Below are 16,274 nucleotides of genomic sequence, written 5' to 3'. Positions count from 1 at the left end.
CTGCGGTACCGCCTAGAGCCTGGTTGTCCGCGACCCGTCCGTCGCTGACAACAGAACGTTGTCACGGCGTGGCTCTGCGCCGCCATGAGGCGGGTCAAACATTTGCATTGATCTTGGACAAAGCGACGCTCTGTATATCGAGCGTCGCTTTGCGTACTCGCCAGTAAGAACCGCGCCGGGGAAGTTGCCTCACGCAACAACAATCCAGCGCTCAACCACCCGTGACGCCAGCCCTCCGGTTAGGGGGCCAGGGCAACGATCAGTACGGGTAGGTGTCGTCGCGGCGGGTCGGGTCGAGGTCCCACAGGGAGAACTCGACCACCTTGTGCGACTCCTCGCCGCCGGCCGGGGTCAGCCCGACGGCGTCGTAGTCCTTGGAGCCGAGGCCGTCGAGGTAGCCGAGCAGCTCGAACGCCGACCGGGCGTCCTCGATGTCGTCGATCACCTCGTCGTTCTGCGCCTCGTCCGCGCGGCTGCGGACGTAGGCGATGAACGCCTCCGGATCCGTCACGACGAAGTCGTACCGCGCCTGGTAGCTGAGCCGGATCCCGTTCTCCGGGACCAGCGCCTCGTCCATCTCGTCCATCTCACCGCGCTCGACCATCTCGCGGTAGTCAGCGGGGTCGTCGAAGTCGTCCGGACCCAGCGGCAGGTCGTCCAGCTCGTCGGGATCGTAGGAGTCGATGCCGAGGAAGATGTCACCCCAGCCGCGCTCGTGCACCGCGTCGGCGAGCACCCGGGCCTGGACCCGGACGTTCTCGATCGCCGTGGTGGCCCGCAGATCGTGCAGGTCCAGGGCGTCGGCTTGCTCCAGCAAAACCTTCGCCAGTTCGCGGGCGGCCTCGGCGGCCGATGCGGGCTCAATCGGCTCACTCATGCTGGAGACGTTACAACCATCGGCACATCCACCGCCGCGCCCGGTACGCCGAACGCGTCCACCAGCTCCCCGGCGTACGGGCGAACGGCGGCGCAAAGCTCGTTCACCAGCGCCGTGATCGCCTTCGACCGAGCGCCCGACAACCGCCCGTGCTCGATGTACCAGGCACGCTCGGCCTCGATCGTCGCGAGCGCGTGCAGGTCGTAGAGCTCCTTCAGCCGATCCCGCGGAGCACCTTCCGGCGCAGCCTGTACTGCGGCCAGGAAACCCTCGAGCACCACCCGGTCGACATGCGCCCGGCCGGCCGCGATGACGTGGTCCTGGCAGCGGTTGAACGCCTCGAACGCGTCGACCCCCGCGTCGATCCCGCCCTTGATCCGCCGGGCCACCCCGGCCAGCATGTGCGCCTCACGGAACCGGACCATCCCGCAGTGGTACGCGTCGTCCCGCAGCCCGGCGTCGGGGTCGGCGGCGTCGTTGCGATTCGGTACCACGTCGCGCAGCCGCTCGATCAAGGTCCGCAGCGCGGTCTTCTCGACGGCGATCTCCACCGCCTGCGCCGCGATGAACCGGGCCATCCCGAGCGGGTCAAGCTTGCCGAACGACTCCCGGTAGTTGGTCAGCAACCCCTTGGCGACGAGCTGCAGCAACACCGTGTTGTCACCCTCGAAGGTGGTGAACACGTCGGTGTCCGCCTTCAGGGTCGCCAGCCGGTTCTCCGCCAGGTACCCGGCGCCGCCGCACGCCTCGCGGCAGACCTGGATCGTCTCGGTCGCATGCCAGGTGCCGACTGCCTTCGTACCGGCCGCCTGGGCCTCCAGCGCCCGCTGGTCGTGATCATCCTTCACGCCTTCGCCACCGAAGAGGCGGACGAACTCCTCCACCAGCTCCGCCTGGGCGAAGTGCAGCGCGTAGGTCCGGGCCAGCAGCGGCAGGAGCCGGCGCTGGTGCATCCGGTAGTCCAGCAGCAACGACTCGTCCGCGCTGCCGGGTGCGCCGAACTGGCGGCGGCGATCGGCGTACCGGATCGCGATCGTCAGCGCCACCTTGCTCGCGTTGATCGCCGCGCCGCCGACCGAGACGCGACCCTGGACGAGCGTGCCCAGCATCGTGAAGAAGCGCCGGTCCGGGTTCTCGATCTCGCTGCTGTAGTTGCCCTCCGCATCCACTTGCGCATAGCGGTCGAGCAGCGCGGCCCGCGGGACCCTGACCTGGTCGAAGACGATCCGGCCGTTGTCGACGCCGTTCAGGCCGAGTTTGGCGCCGCAGTCCGACAGCGTGACGCCGGGGAGCGGGTCGCCGTCGGTCATCCGGATCGGGACGAGCAGGCAGTGCACGCCGTGCGTCTCGCCGCCGACCACCAGTTGCGCGAAGACGGCGGCCATCCGGCCATGCCGGGCTGCGTTGCCGATGTAGTCCTTGCGCGCGGCCGCGGTCGGGGTGTGGATGACGAACTCTTCGGTCGCCGGGTCGTACGTCGCCGTCGTACCGAGTGCCTGGACGTTGGAGCCGTGGCCGGTCTCGGTCATCGCGAAACAACCGAGCAGCCGGCCCTCGATCGCGTCAGTCAGGTACTGCTCGTGGTGCCGGGTCGTACCGAGATGCAGGATCGCGCCGGCGAACAGGCCGAACTGGACGCCCGCCTTGATCATCAGCGAGAGGTCACCGAAGGCCAGCGTCTCGAACCCGGCGAGGAAACCGCCCAGATCACCCTGGCCGCCGTACTCCTTCGGGAACCCGCGGCCGGTGTGGCCCTCCGCGGTGATCTGCTGCAGCACCTCGAGCACCTTGTCGCGGTACTCCGCTCTGCTCAGCTCCAGCCCGGCGTCGAGCAGACCGGCATTCGCCGCCAGCCCGTCCCGGACCAGATCCCTCACCGCTTTGTGCGGCCCGTCCAGGTACTCCCGCAGCCCCGTCATGGATCAAACGTATGCCGGTGGCGCCGTCCGGTCCGTAACGACGCTCACGTTCGCCTTTGGTAAGCGGAAATGGGATACAGAATGCGCAGATGCGGCGATAAGATACCGTTCGTGCCGAATTTGCGGATCAGTGAGGCGGCCGCGTTGCTCGGAGTCAGCGATGACACCGTGCGTCGCTGGGTCGAGCAGGGGCGGTTACCCGCCGTGCAGGAGAGCGGCCGGATGGCCGTCGAGGGTGCAGCGCTGGCCGCCTTCGCGCAGCAGCAGGCGGAGTCGCCCGAGCCGGGCAACACCACAGCTGCCTCCGCGCGGAACCGCCTGCGCGGCATCGTCACGCGCGTCGTCAAGGACGGCGTGATGGCTCAGGTGGAGATGCAGGCCGGACCGTTCCGGGTCGTCTCGCTGATGAGCCGGGAAGCGGCGGACGAGCTCGGTCTCGAGCCGGGCGTGATCGCCGTCGCCTCCATCAAGTCAACCCTTGTAGTAGTCGAGATCCCGGAGGCCTGATGTTCCGCCGTACCGTCGCAACCTTTGTTACTGCCGTCGCTGCCCTGACCTTGGCCAGCTGCGGCGACGACACCCCGGCGGCCTCGCCTTCGAGCAGCTCGTCCAGCAGTACTGCGAACCTCTCGGGCACGATCAACGTCTTCGCGGCGGCGTCGCTGACCGGGACGTTCACCCAGCTCGGCAAGGACTTCGAGGCCGCGCACCCGGGGGTCAAGGTGGTCTTCAACTTCGCCGGCAGCTCCGCGCTCGCCGAGCAGATCAACCAGGGCGCCCCCGCTGACGTCTTCGCCTCCGCGGCCCCCAAGAACATGGACCAGGTCACCGACAAGGGCACCGCGACCACCTTCGTGAAGAACAAACTGGAGATCGCCGTCCCGAAGGGCAACCCGGGCAAGATCACCGGCCTGAAGAACTTCACCGACAAGAACCTCAAGATCGCTCTGTGCGCCGTCGAGGTCCCCTGCGGCGCCGCCGCCGAGAAGGTCTTCAAAGCAGCCGGCCTCACCCCCCAGCCCGACACCCTGGAAAAGGACGTCAAGGCAGCCCTCACCAAGGTCAGCCTCGGCGAGGTAGACGCCGCCCTCGTCTACAAGACCGACGTCCTCGCGGCCAAGGACAAGGTCGAGGGCATCGAGTTCCCCGAAGCCGACAAGGCCGTCAACGAATACCCCATCGCCACCTTGACCACGGCCAAGAACGCAGACGGCGCCAAGGCCTTCGTCGACTACGTTCTCTCCGCCCCAGGCAAAACAGTCCTGACCGCAGCAGGCTTCGAAGCCCCGTGAGAACTTGTCTGCTGTGAGAGCGCGGCGGCAGCGGGTTGGCGGGCGGTTGCCTGCTGTTCTGCTGTTGCCCGCTCTGCTTGGGCTGGCTTTTCTGTTGGTACCGCTCGTCGGGTTGTTGGCCCAGGCGCCCTGGTCGACGTTGCCGTCGCGGTTGTTCAGTGCCGAGGTCTGGCAGGCCCTACGGCTTTCGTTGCTCTGTGCGACCACGGCGACCATTCTTTGTCTGTTTCTCGGCGTACCGCTCGCCTGGTTGCTGGCGCGGGCTGAGTTGCCTGGCCGTGGGTTGATCCGGGCGTTAGTGACTGTGCCGTTGGTGCTGCCGCCGGTGGTCGGCGGGGTCGCGTTGCTGCTGGTGCTGGGGCGGCGCGGGCTGATCGGGGAGCAGCTGGATCTGTGGTTCGGATTCACCCTCCCGTTCACGACGGCCGGCGTGATCGTGGCGGAGGCGTTCGTGGCGATGCCGTTCCTGGTCATCTCGGTCGAAGGCGCTCTCAGAGCAGCCGACCCGCGCTACGAGGAAGCCGCCGCGACCCTGGGCGCCGGCCGTTGGCTGACCTTCCGGCGCGTCACCCTCCCGTCGATCGCGCCGGGGGTCGTCGCGGGCGCAGTACTGTGCTGGGCCCGCGCCCTCGGCGAGTTCGGCGCCACGATCACCTTCGCGGGCAACCTCCCCGGCCGTACGACGACGATGCCCCTCGCCGTCTACCTGGCATTGGAGTCCGACCCCGACGTCGCCGTAGTACTGAGCATCGTCCTGCTGGCCGTCTCGGTCGTAGTGCTCGCCTGCCTGCGCGAACGCTGGATCAGTGGTCTGCGATGACCCTGTACGCCGACCTGCACGTGACCCGCGACGCCTTCCGCCTCGACCTCGACCTGACCGTCGAACCAGGCGAGGTCGTCGCCCTGCTCGGTCCCAACGGCGCCGGCAAGACCACCGCCCTCCGCGCGATCGCCGGCCTGCTCCCGATCACCGACGGCAGCATCCGCCTCGGCGACACCCTCTGGGACCAACCACCCCGTACTTTCCGCTCCGCCGACCACCGGCCGATCGGCGTCGTGTTCCAGGACTACTTGCTCTTCGACCATCTGAGCGCCTTGGAAAACGTCGCGTTCGGCCTGCGGGCACGAGGTACGGACAAACGCACGGCCCGCGCCGAGGCGGCCCGCTGGCTCAACGCAGTCGGCCTGGCGGAGTACGCAAAAACCCGCCCCCGCTCACTCTCCGGCGGCCAAGCCCAACGCGTAGCGCTCGTCCGCGCCCTGGCCACTTCTCCCGAGCTGCTACTCCTCGACGAGCCACTAGCAGCCCTGGACGCCAGCACGACGCTGCACGTCCGCGCCGAGCTAGGCCAACACCTCCAACGCTACCCCGGCCGCACCCTGCTGGTCACGCACGACCCCCTGGACGCGATGGTCCTGGCCGACCGCCTCGTCATCGTGGAGAACGGCCAGATCGTCCAAGAAGGCCCACCCACCGAAATCGCCCGCCGTCCCCGCACCGACTACGTAGCCCAGCTGGTGGGACTGAACCTCTACCGAGGCACCGCGGACAACACCACCGTCACCCTCGCCGACGGCGGCACCCTCACGATCGCCACCCCGTCCCAGGGCAAGGTCTTCGTCGCCTTCCCACCCTCAGCCATCAGCCTCTTCACCGAACCTCCGACTGGCACCCCACGCAACACCTGGCCGATGCAGGTAGCAGGCATCGAGCAACACGCCCACACGGTCCGTGTCCGCCTCATCCCCCACAACACCCCCGCCCCGGCAACCCTGCTCGCCGACATCACCACAGCAGCAGTAGCCGACCTCCACCTCTCCCCCGGCCAACTACTCCACGCCACCCTCAAAGCCACCGAAATCCAGACCTACCCCGCCTAGCACTTCCCCACGCGCCACCGCCACCGCCACCGCCACCGCCACCGCCACCGCCACCGGGTCAGCATTACCGCGCTCCGGACCACCGGGCTCCAGCCCGCCCGGACCGCCAGCACACACCAACCGCCCGTTAGGCAGGCGGCTCACGCTCGGCTCCGGCTCCGGTACGCGATCAGCTGCTGGTTGGTGTGTGACACAGCCCCGGGCAGTTGCCGGGTGCAACGTTCGGGAGGGCGGATACTGGGTGGGACCGCTGGATCCGTCCGATGGGAGAAGCCGTGGCTGAGCCGAGTACCGAATGGCGTGAAGTGATCGATCCCGCGGAAGCCGGGCGGCACGAGGCGCAAGGCAAGGCCTTCGCCGAGATGCAGGGGCGCAAGGACGGCAAGTTCGGTACCGGCCGCGCGCTGCACCGCAAGCAGCTCGCGGCTCTGCGGGCGACGCTGGAGGTGCCGGGTGACCTGCCCGCGTACGCCAAGCAGGGCATCTTCGCGATCCCGAACAAGTACGACACCTGGATCCGGCTCTCCAACGGCGGCTTCAACCGGGCACCCGACAGCACCCCGGACATCCGCGGCTTCTCGCTCAAGGTGCTCGGCGTGACCGGGCCGGCGGCGCTCGGCGGCGAGGCGGTCTCGCAGGACTTCGCGCTGATCAACCACGAGCGGTTCAGCTCGGCGACCAGCGAGGACTTCACCACGGTGGTCACCACCGGCGGCAGTACCCCGGGCAAGCTGCTGCTGCGCGTTCTCAAGAACCCCGGGATGATCCCGCAGCTCAAGACGGTCCAGACGGCGCTCAAGGAACCGTTCAGCGGCTTCGCCACACACGACTTCTTCAGCGCCGCCCCGATCGCCTTCGGCCCGTACGCCGTCCGCGTGAAGCTGGTCGCACCTTCCCAGCAGATAGACAGAGTCACCGAGGTCAACGCCCAGGCGAGTGAGGATTGGGCCGCCGATATCTACCAGCGACTCGATCAGGGCCCGCTGAGCTACGACTTCCAGGTCCAGTTCTTCACCGACGAGCAGCACACCCCGATCGAGGACGCCTCGCGCAACTGGGATGCCCCGTACCTGACGGTCGGCCGGCTCGCGATCCCGCGCCAGCACGCCGAGCCGGCCTTCGGCGAGGAGGTCGAGTCGGCCCGGTTCGACCCGTGGAACGCCGTCGTCGCCCACCGCCCACTCGGCGAGGTGATGCGGGCCCGCAAGGTCGCCTACTTCGTCAGTCAGCAGCACCGGTCGGCCAAGTAGCAGCCGCTACGACAAAAGTGACAGCAAGTTACGCCCTGTTACGTCACCGCCACGAAAAGGCATCATGTAACGGCGTTTCACCGCTTAAAGTGAGCGTCGCGTAACAAAGAGTGGTTATTTACCCATCCGTAGGGTGTGGGTTCTTCACGGCCTAGTCATGACGAGATGCACTACGCCAGCCCTCCTCTCGTTGCCCAAGATGTCCCGGGCAACCGAATGAGAGGGGGGACGAATCGCCATGGAAAGTTACGAGCTGTACTGCCTGGCCGACCGGCGGTTCTACGAGTCCCCGACCAATCGGGGCGCCGAGCACCCGGACTTCGCGCTCTGTTCGCGCCCCGTCCCGGCCGGCTGGAGCCACGTGCCCGGCGAGACCTGGATGCACTACGCACCGGACGGTCTGGAGCTGCCGGCCCAGGGCTGGAAGATCCACGTGTCCTCCGGGCTCGAGGACGCCGAGAAGACGCTCGCCGTGGTGTGGGACTACTGCGTCCCCCGCGGCATCGCGTTCAAGTTCCTGCGCAACGAGCCCGTGATGCTGATGGTCAACTCGAAGTCCGCCCCGCGCGGTTCGAGCGGCAAGCTGGTCACGATCTACCCGGCCGACGAGGCCCAGCTGGAGCTCGTGCTCAAGGAGCTCGACGACCTGCTGCAAGGCGTCCGCGGCCCGTACATCCTGAGCGACCTGCGGTACGCCGAAGGCCCGCTCTTCGTCCGGTACGGCGCTTTCATCAGCCGGTACTGCCTCAACGAAGGTGGCGAGCGCGTACTCGCTCTCGAGAACCACGAAGGCCACCTGGTCCCCGACCACCGCGGCCCCACCTTCTCGATGCCGCCGTGGGCAGCCCTGCCGCCCTTCCTGCAAGAACATCTGGCAGCGCGCAACTCGGTCACCACCAACGAGCTGGCCTACACGATCGAAGGCGTCATCCAGTTCTCCAACGGCGGCGGCGTCTACCTCGGCCACCACAACGAGACCGGCGCGAGGGTCGTCCTCAAGGAAGGCCGGCCGCTGGCCGGGCTCGACATGAGTGGCCGCGACGCGGTTGCCCGGGTCGGCCACGAGCGCGACATCCTGCAGCGCCTCGAGGGTCTCGACGTCGTCCCGCAGTTGCACGACTACTTCGAGCTGGGCGGGCACCACTTCCTGGTCCAGGAGTTCGTCGACTCGAACCCGCTCCAGCGCGAGCTGGTCAGCCGCTACCCGCTGACCCATCCTGACGCGACCGAGGCCGAGCTGGCGGAGTACGCCGAATGGGCCGCCCGGATGGTCACCGACGTACAGAACGCCGTCGCCCAGCTGCACGGCCGCGGCGTCGTCTTCTGCGACCTGCACCCGGACAATGTGCTCCTCAGTAACGGGGACCGGATGGTCCTGATCGATTTCGAGGTCGCGACACTCGTCGAGGAGCAGGCCCGATCGGCGCTCGCCCATCCCGGGTACGCCGCTCCCGCCGACCGGCAAGGCCCGGATGTCGACCTCTACGCACTGGCCTGCATCACGCTCGGCCTGTTCGCGCCGCAGACGACGATGTTGCTGAATCTCCACCCCGGCAAGGCTTTCCAGCTCGCCGACATGATCGCCGAGACCTTCCCGGTACCGCGGGAAACGCTCGACGCGGCGGTTCGCACGATCGTCGGTCCCGACCTGACCAGCGACCCCGAGATGGAATCACTGGCCCTGCCGGGTCGCGCCGAGTGGACCGAGGTCCGCGCAGCGCTCACGAAGGCGATCGTGGCCAGCGCCACTCCCGAGCGCGACGACCGCCTGTTCCCCGGCGATATCGCGCAGTTCCAGCCCGGTGGTGGCACGAACCTCGCCACCGGCGCGGCGGGAGTCCTTTACAGTCTGGACAAAACGGGCGCCGGCCGCTTCCCGGAGTACGAGGACTGGCTGCGCAAGCACGCACTCACCAGCGAGATCGGCCCAGGCCTGTACGACGGCCTGCACGGTATCGCCCACGTTCTCCAGGAGCTCGGCCACGAGCAGGACGCGCTGGATCTCGTCGAGCGCACGCTGGCCGACGACTTCGGCTCCCGCGAGCTCGGGCTGCACAGCGGACTGGCCGGGATCGGGCTCAACCTGCTGCACTTCACCCACGAGCCCGTCCTGCGCGCCAAGGCGATCCACGTGGTCGACCTGGTGGCAGACCGGCTCGGTGACGTCACCGACGTACCGGAGACGAGTGGTGAAGGCAAGCCGCGAGCCGGGCTCATGTACGGCTCGTCCGGTCCCGCGCTGCTCTTCCTGGAGGCCTACGAGCTGACCGGTGACACCGGACTGCTGGACCTCGCGGAGATCGCCATCAGGCAGGACCTGCGGCGCTGTGTCCAGACGCCCGACGGCACCGTCCAGGTGAACCAGGGCTGGCGCACACTTCCTTATCTGGAAGAGGGTTCGGCCGGGATCGCCCTCGTCCTGCAACGGTTCCTGGAGCGCCGCCCCGATTCGGAGCTGGCCTCGGAGCTCGATGCCCTGCGGCGGGTCACCCGCTGCTCCTACTACGTCCAGCCAGGCCTGTTCATGGGTCGTGCCGGTCTCCTCCTCGCCGCTCCGGCGCTGGGTGAGAAGACCGACGACCTGGTCCGTGGCCTCGGCTGGCACGCGATGCCGTTCGAAGGCGGCCTCGCGTACCCCGGCAACCAGTTGCTCCGTCTCTCGATGGACCTGGCGACCGGATCGGCCGGCGTCCTGCTGGCCCTGGGTGCGGCGCTGCACGAGCAGCGAGTCACCCTCCCGTTCCTCGGACCTCCCCAGTGGTCCGAGTCCCCGTCCCTACTCATCTCGAAGGAGGTGTAAACAAATGGCACTTCTCGACCTTCAGGGTCTGGAGACCCCCGGCTACGGTCACGGTGGCCACGGTCACGGTGGTTCCACGCTGACCATCCTCGGCTGCGGTTCCCAGCGTCCGAGCAACCTGAGCCTTCTGCTTTGCCACTGATCGGACGACGGGGCAGCGCCGCCGGACGTCTGTGAGTGATGACGAAGGCGGCGCGGCCATCAGGTTCCGGGGGCCCTGGGTGGGCAGCATTCCCACCCAGGGCCGAACCTGTGCTCAATTCCTTCCCCGCCCCACCACCGCGGTCTTTCCCCAACGGGAGGAGGCATCCGTGCAACACCTCGACCTGCGCTATCCCGACGCCGAGCGTCTGCCGCTCGTCGACCACCTGCACGGGCAGACGATCCCCGATCCGTACCGCTGGCTGGAAGACGCCACCACGCCGGAAACCCAGCAGTGGCAGGCGATCCAGGACCAGCTCTGGCTGAACCACGCGACCACGCTCCCCGGTCGGTACAAGCTCCGCAGCCGGGTCCGAGCACTGTCCAGCGTCGGTTCCGTCTCCACTCCCGTCTGGCGCGGCGACCGCTGTTTCGTCCTCCGTCGCTCAGCCTCCCAAGAACATCCGGTCCTGTCCGTCGATGACGTGGTCCTCGTGGACCCGCAGCAGCTCGACCCGACCGGGCGCACCACCCTCGACAGCTGGCAGCCCTCACCCGACGGCTCGCTACTCGCTTTCCAGATCTCCCGTGGCGGTGACGAGCAGTCCATCCTGCACGTCCTCGACGTCGCCACCGGGCAGTTGGTCGACGGCCCGATCGACGGCTGCCGCTACTCCCCCGTCGCCTGGCTCCCCGACGGGAAGTCCTTCTACTACGTGCGATCCCGCCAGGTACTGCGCCACGAGCTCGGCCGGCCCGACGAAGACCGGGTGCTCGCCGACGAAGCGTCGTACGGGCTGGACCTCAGTGCGGACGGCCGCTGGCTGACGATCTCGGCCGCCCGCGGGACGGCGAACGACCTGTGGCTCGCCGACCTCGAGCGGGGCGGGCCGCCGGTCGTCGTCCAGCGAGGCGTCGACGCGATCACCGTGATGTCGGTCAGTCGCGAGGGACGCCTGTACGTCGTCACGACCCGCGATGCGCCCACCGGCAAGATCTGCGTCGGCGACCCCGAGGACCCGAAGGTCTGGCACGACTTCGTCCCGGCCGATCCGGCGGCGCCGCTCAGCAGTCTCGCGATCCTCGACAAGGTCGTGCTGGTCGGGCGGACGAGGAACGCGATCGGTGAGATCGCGATCCACGACCTGGTCACCGGCCGCTTCCTGGGCGAGGTTCCGCTGCCCGGCGTCGGCTCGGTCGGCTCGCTGTCGACGCGACCAGAAGGCGGCCACGAGGTCTGGTTCTCCTATACCGACAGCGTCACCCCGGCCGCTGTCTACGCCTACGACCACAACACAGCCCGTACTACGTTGTGGTCGCCGCCGCCCGGCGTTGTCGGCGTACCGGAAGCCGAGTCGCGCCAGGTCGCCTTCACCTCGGCAGACGGTACTGCGTTGCAGATGCTCGTCGTCGGCAAGCCAGGCGAACATGGACCGCGGCCGACGATCCTCTATGGCTATGGGGGTTTCGGGCAGTCGCTGACGCCGACGTACTCCGCTTTCACGCTCGCGTGGGTCGAGGCCGGCGGAGTTTTCGTGACGGCCAATCTGCGCGGCGGAGGCGAAGGGGGCAACGACTGGCACAAGGCCGGCATGCTCGACCAGAAGCAGAACGTCTTCGACGACTACCTCGCGGCTGCCGAGGCGCTGATCGACGAGGGCTGGACGACTCCGGACCAGCTCGCGCTCTGCGGTGAGTCGAACGGCGGCCTCCTGGTCGGAGCGGCGATCACCCAACGGCCAGAGCTCTTCGCGGCCGCTGTCTGCTCGGCGCCGCTGCTCGACATGGTCCGCTACGAGCACTTCGGCCTGGGCAAGACCTGGGTCCCCGAGTTCGGCTCGGCCTCCGATCCCGCTCAGTTGGCGACCTTGCTGTCCTACTCGCCGTACCACTGCGTGCAGACCGGCGTGGAGTACCCCGCCGTCCTCTTCACCGTTTTCGGCGGCGACACCCGCGTAGACCCCTTGCACGCAAGGAAGATGTGCGCCGCCCTCCAACACGCCGCCGACGGCGACCGTCCTGTCCTACTGCGCCACGAGCAAGACTCCGGCCACGCGGGCGGCTCCACCAGCAAAGGCATCGGCCTAGCCGCCGATATCCTCGCCTTCCTGGCCCACCACACCGGACTGCCCCAATGAGCATGCACGGCCCCACCACCTTCGGTGCCGTCGCTCGGCATGGGCGTGGCTGGCTGCCGGTGATCGGGCTGACCGCCCTGGCCGGCAGCGGAGTAGCACTCGCTTTACCTTCTGTGCTTGGGCATTCGGTCGATGCCATCGTGGCCGGCAGCGACTACAGCAAGTGGTTCACTATCGCCGCCGCCCTGATCGCGACCGGCATCGTCTGCAGCTTGATCGACGTCTTCGCTGGTACGGCGTGTGTGGCGGGTACCACCGCGTGGCTGCGGCATCGACTCGTCAGCCAGGTCGTCCGCGGCGGCCCGGAAGGCAGCCGCGACTTCGACAGCGGCGACCTCGTCAGCCGCGTCTCAGGCAACACCTCCGATGCCGCCCAAGCAGGACCGGCCGCAGTCACCACGGTCGCCGCCATGGCACCACCGATCGGCAGCCTCGTCCTGCTCGCCCTCATCGATCCCTGGCTGGCAGTCGCCTTCTTCGGCGGCGTGATCCTGGTCGTCGGCGTGCTTTTCGTCTTCGCTCGCCGGACCGCCGAGATCAGCCTCGCCTACCAGGAGACCCAGGGCCGCATCTCCGCCCTGCTGACCGAATCGGTCGCCGGCCTCCGCACGATCTCCTCGGCCGGCACCATCGCCCGCGAAGAACGCCGGATCCTCGGCTTCCTCCCCGATCTCCACAAGCACGGCCTGGAGACCTGGAAAGTCCTGGCCCGCTCCGGCGCCCAGGCGGCGATCGTCGGCCCCCTCGTCCTCGTCGCGGTCCTCGCCGTCGGCGGCCTCCAACTCGTCGACGGCCGGATCACCGCCGGCGAGCTCTTCGCCGCCAGCCAGTACGCCATACTCGGCGCCGGCCTGGGCAGCCTCACCGGTGTGATCGGCGAGATCGCCCGAGCCCGCGCAGGCATCCAGCGCGCTGCCGAAGTCTTCGCCATCACCCCCGTCGCGCACGGAACGCTTCCCCTGCCGCCCGGCCCCGGACGCCTCACCTTCGACGGCGTCACCGTCTTCGCCGAGGACTCAGCAATGCTCGAAGACATCCACCTGGAACTCCCCGGCGGCGCGACGATCGCCGTGGTCGGCCCCAGCGGCGCCGGCAAATCCGTGCTCGCCGGTCTGGCCGCCCGCCTCCGCGACCCCCACTTCGGCCAGGTCCTGCTCGACGGCGTCCCGCTCCAGGCCCTCAACCGCCAAGCCCTCCGTACTGCGGTCGGCTGCGCCTTCGAGCGCCCGACCCTCGTCGGCACGACCGTCGGCGACGCGATCTCCCACGACGCGGTCGGCCCGGTCCGTACCCTCGCAGCGGCGCGCGCGACCCACGCCCACGATTTCGTCAGCCGCCTCCCCGACGGCTACTTCACTCCGTTGCCCAAGGCCCCTATGTCCGGCGGTGAGCGGCAACGACTCGGCCTGGCCCGGGCCTGGCCGGCGAGTCGCCTGCTGGTGCTGGACGACGCGACCTCCAGCCTCGACACCGCGACCGAGATGCAGATCAGCAAGACCCTCACCGAGGACCGCCACCACCGCACCCGGCTGATCGTCACCCACCGGACCGCGACCGCCGCCCGCGCCGACCTCGTCGTCTGGCTCGACAGCGGCCGGGTCCGTGGAGTCGGTTCGCACCAGGAACTGTGGCAGGACGCCGCCTACCGCGCGGTGTTCGGATGAGACGCGAACTCCGCTTCGGCGCCGCGGCGCTGCGCAACCGATCGACGCTCAAGCTGGCCGCCTGGTCGATCCCCGACATCCTCCCGACCGCCATCTACGGCGTCGCCGTCGCCCACGCCACCGACAACTTCCTGGCCGGCCGCGCCTGGCAAGGCGTCGCCTGGCTCGGCGGCCTGATCGCGACCGCCTGTCTGGGCGCCGCCGGTTCCCACCAGGTCTACGGCCGCCTCGGCAACCTGGTCGAGCCGCTGAGAGACGACCTCGTCCGCCGGGTCGTCGGCGGCGCGCTGCGAACGGGCGACGAGGCCGCCGTGGCCCGCTTGAATCGCCAGGTGGAGATCGTCCGCGACACCTTCGCCGGGCTGGTCCTGGTGATCCGCAACTTCGCAGTCACCCTGCTCGGCGTCCTGGTCGGCCTCTTGTCCTTGGCGCCTCTCGTCGCGGCATTCGTCGTACCGCCGTTTCTGGTCGGTTTTGCGTTGTCCCTGGCGGTGCTCGGGATGGCGGCCGATCGGGTGCGGGCTTCGCTGCAAGCCGACGAGGAGTTGGCGACGGCGGCGGGGATGACGTTCGGCGGCGTACGGGACATCGCTGCCACAGGTGCCGAGGAATTCGCGGAAAACCTGGTCGGCGAGCCGATCGAGGCGCAGGCCGCTGCGGAACGGTCGCTGGCGAAGGTGGCCGCGTTGCGGACGTTGTGTTTCGCGGTCGGCGGCTGGGCGCCGCTGCTGATCCTGCTGGGCGCAGGTCCCTGGCTGGTCGGCCGCGGGATCAGCACCGGAACGCTGCTCGGTGGACTCACCTATGTGCTGGTCGGCCTCCAGCCGGCGCTGAGCACGGTGATGGGTGCGCTCGGCGACAGCGGCCTGCGGTACGTCATCACCCTCGGCCGCGTCCTCGATTCAGCGGCACCCACGCCGGCGCCGCGTCCGGTGGACGAGGTGAATGGGTACCAGCTTCGCCTGCGCGGTTTGACCTTCGCCTACGGGCCTTCCGCGGATCCCGTGCTCGAAGACCTCGACCTGACCGTGGCCGAAGGCGAGCACCTCGCCGTGGTCGGGCCCAGCGGTATCGGCAAGTCCACGCTCGCCGGGCTCGTCTGCGGGATGCTCGCACCGACGAGTGGCCGGCTGTTGCTCGGCGGCGTACCGCCCAGCGAAGTACCGGTGGAGCGGCTGGCCGAGACGCGAGTGCTGATTCCGCAGGAGGCGTACGTCTTCAGTGGCCCGTTGATGGAGAACCTCACCTATCTGCTGCCGGACGCGACGATCGCCGAGGTGATGCAGGCCGTCGACGCGGTCGGCGCCGACCGGTTGGTCGAGCGGCTCGGTGGCTTCGGCGCACGAGTACGGCCCAGCGAGCTGTCGTCCGGCGAGCGGCAGTTGATCGCGCTCGCTCGGGCCTACCTGTCACCGGCGCCGCTGGTCGTGCTCGACGAGGCGACCTGCTTCCTCGACCCGGAAGCCGAGCGACGCGCGGAGGAAGCCTTCGCGGCACGCGGCGGCACCTTGATCGTGATCGCGCACCGGATCAGCTCCGCACTGCGCGCCCGCCGGATCCTGGTCCTGGACGGCAACAAGGCCGCCATCGGCAACCACCCGACACTGCTGCGGAAGTCACCGCTCTACCGCGAGCTGCTCGGGCACTGGCAACCCCCAGCTGATCAGCTCCAGCGTGATCAGATCCAGCCCGCGTCCTGAGCCTTGCGGATCGCCTCGATCCGGCTGCGCGCACCCGTCTTGGCCAGGATTCGGGACAGGTAGTTGCGCACCGTGCCCGCACTCAGACTGAGCGTCCGGGCGATCTCCTGTGCGGTCGCACCGGTCGTCACCTGCCGCAGTACTTCGCACTCGCGATCGGTGAGCGGATTGTCACCGGCCTTGAGCGCCGCGACCGCGAGCCGGACGTCGACCACCGGCAGTCCCTTGGCGACGTCGCGGATCGCCTCGACCAGCTGGTCGGTCGACGAGTCGGTCGCGATCAGCCCGATCCGGGGCGCCTGCTTGACCAGCGCGAGGCTGGTCGCGGCGATCGCCTCGTGGTCGATCAGCACCAGCACGCCGCGGCCGGTCAGCTTGCGGCACAGGTCCTCGATCCCGACCTTGCCGGGCAACTGCGGATCGAGCACCACGACCTGAGGCCGCCTGCCGATCGCCGTGAGGATCTCGTCCGAGGACTCCACCTCGGCCACCACGTCCAGGTCGTTCTCTCGCGCCAACACCGCGGCCAGTGCACCTCGCACCATCGTGCCGCGGTGGCCGAGGAGTACTCGGATCACCGCACGCCCCCTCACATCGTCTGCCTCAACACGG

At 68.8% G+C, this 16,274-nt stretch carries 12 protein-coding genes; 9 read left to right on the top strand and 3 right to left on the bottom strand.

Annotated features, from left to right (window positions below; translation table 11 throughout):
* Nucleotides 1–259: 259 nt before the first annotated feature.
* Both G3I17_RS22630 and G3I17_RS22625 read right to left on the bottom strand, forming a co-directional pair.
* The gene (locus tag G3I17_RS22630; protein WP_164599498.1) at nt 260–877 is read right to left on the bottom strand and encodes a hypothetical protein; all 618 of its coding nucleotides are present in this window, start codon (nt 875–877) and stop codon (nt 260–262) included.
* Nucleotides 874–2,796: an acyl-CoA dehydrogenase gene (locus G3I17_RS22625; RefSeq protein WP_164599496.1), complete on the bottom strand. Its 1,923-nt coding sequence runs from the start codon at nt 2,794–2,796 to the stop codon at nt 874–876. Before G3I17_RS22625 ends, G3I17_RS22630 begins: the two co-directional genes overlap by 4 nt.
* A gap of 111 nt (nt 2,797–2,907) precedes the next feature.
* Here G3I17_RS22625 and G3I17_RS22620 point away from each other — a divergent pair, with 111 nt between their 5' ends.
* From G3I17_RS22620 to G3I17_RS22575, 9 genes are all read left to right on the top strand, one after another.
* Nucleotides 2,908–3,303: a TOBE domain-containing protein gene (locus tag G3I17_RS22620; protein ID WP_164599494.1), complete on the top strand. Its 396-nt coding sequence runs from the start codon at nt 2,908–2,910 to the stop codon at nt 3,301–3,303.
* Nucleotides 3,303–4,088, top strand: coding sequence for a molybdate ABC transporter substrate-binding protein (gene modA, locus G3I17_RS22615; RefSeq protein WP_164599492.1), 786 nt, complete (start codon nt 3,303–3,305; stop codon nt 4,086–4,088). The genes G3I17_RS22620 and modA overlap by 1 nt, the downstream gene beginning before the upstream one ends.
* A 4-nt stretch (nt 4,089–4,092) precedes the next feature.
* Complete coding sequence (gene modB, locus G3I17_RS22610; RefSeq protein ID WP_164599490.1) at nt 4,093–4,908, top strand: molybdate ABC transporter permease subunit; 816 nt, start codon at nt 4,093–4,095, stop codon at nt 4,906–4,908.
* Nucleotides 4,905–5,969: an ATP-binding cassette domain-containing protein gene (locus tag G3I17_RS22605; RefSeq protein ID WP_164599479.1), complete on the top strand. Its 1,065-nt coding sequence runs from the start codon at nt 4,905–4,907 to the stop codon at nt 5,967–5,969. Before modB ends, G3I17_RS22605 begins: the two co-directional genes overlap by 4 nt.
* Nucleotides 5,970–6,244: 275 nt before the next feature.
* Nucleotides 6,245–7,219, top strand: coding sequence for a hypothetical protein (locus G3I17_RS22600; RefSeq protein ID WP_203590608.1), 975 nt, complete (start codon nt 6,245–6,247; stop codon nt 7,217–7,219).
* A 238-nt stretch (nt 7,220–7,457) separates the two neighbouring features.
* Nucleotides 7,458–10,019, top strand: coding sequence for a class III lanthionine synthetase LanKC (gene lanKC / locus G3I17_RS22595; protein ID WP_164599477.1), 2,562 nt, complete (start codon nt 7,458–7,460; stop codon nt 10,017–10,019).
* 311 nt (nt 10,020–10,330) lie between these two features.
* Complete coding sequence (locus tag G3I17_RS22585; RefSeq protein ID WP_164599473.1) at nt 10,331–12,298, top strand: prolyl oligopeptidase family serine peptidase; 1,968 nt, start codon at nt 10,331–10,333, stop codon at nt 12,296–12,298.
* Nucleotides 12,295–13,962: an ABC transporter ATP-binding protein gene (locus tag G3I17_RS22580; protein ID WP_164599471.1), complete on the top strand. Its 1,668-nt coding sequence runs from the start codon at nt 12,295–12,297 to the stop codon at nt 13,960–13,962. Before G3I17_RS22585 ends, G3I17_RS22580 begins: the two co-directional genes overlap by 4 nt.
* Nucleotides 13,959–15,662, top strand: coding sequence for an ABC transporter ATP-binding protein (locus G3I17_RS22575; protein ID WP_164599469.1), 1,704 nt, complete (start codon nt 13,959–13,961; stop codon nt 15,660–15,662). Before G3I17_RS22580 ends, G3I17_RS22575 begins: the two co-directional genes overlap by 4 nt.
* On the opposite strand, the gene G3I17_RS22570 is transcribed toward G3I17_RS22575, so the two are convergent.
* Entirely contained in the window at nt 15,641–16,240 is a 600-nt protein-coding gene (locus tag G3I17_RS22570) for a response regulator transcription factor (RefSeq protein WP_164599467.1), read from the bottom strand. The two genes, G3I17_RS22575 and G3I17_RS22570, sit on opposite strands and share 22 nt — an antisense overlap.
* Nucleotides 16,241–16,274: the final 34 nt, after the last annotated feature.

Source organism: Streptomyces sp. SID13031 (assembly GCF_010548305.1).
Lineage (GTDB): Bacteria > Actinomycetota > Actinomycetes > Propionibacteriales > Kribbellaceae > Kribbella.
The sequence above is the reverse complement of the archived record's forward strand: the minus strand, read 5'-3'. Positions and strand labels throughout refer to the sequence as shown.

Bases quoted from the DNA above. Each gene is read 5' to 3' on its own strand.
- G3I17_RS22580 (WP_164599471.1), top strand. From the start codon at position 12,295: ATGAGCATGCACGGCCCCACCACCTTCGGTGCCGTCGCTCGGCATGGG.
- G3I17_RS22625 (WP_164599496.1), bottom strand. From the start codon at position 2,796: ATGACGGGGCTGCGGGAGTACCTGGACGGGCCGCACAAAGCGGTGAGG.
- lanKC (WP_164599477.1), top strand. From the start codon at position 7,458: ATGGAAAGTTACGAGCTGTACTGCCTGGCCGACCGGCGGTTCTACGAG.
- G3I17_RS22575 (WP_164599469.1), top strand. From the start codon at position 13,959: ATGAGACGCGAACTCCGCTTCGGCGCCGCGGCGCTGCGCAACCGATCG.
- G3I17_RS22630 (WP_164599498.1), bottom strand. From the start codon at position 877: ATGAGTGAGCCGATTGAGCCCGCATCGGCCGCCGAGGCCGCCCGCGAA.
- G3I17_RS22605 (WP_164599479.1), top strand. From the start codon at position 4,905: ATGACCCTGTACGCCGACCTGCACGTGACCCGCGACGCCTTCCGCCTC.
- modA (WP_164599492.1), top strand. From the start codon at position 3,303: ATGTTCCGCCGTACCGTCGCAACCTTTGTTACTGCCGTCGCTGCCCTG.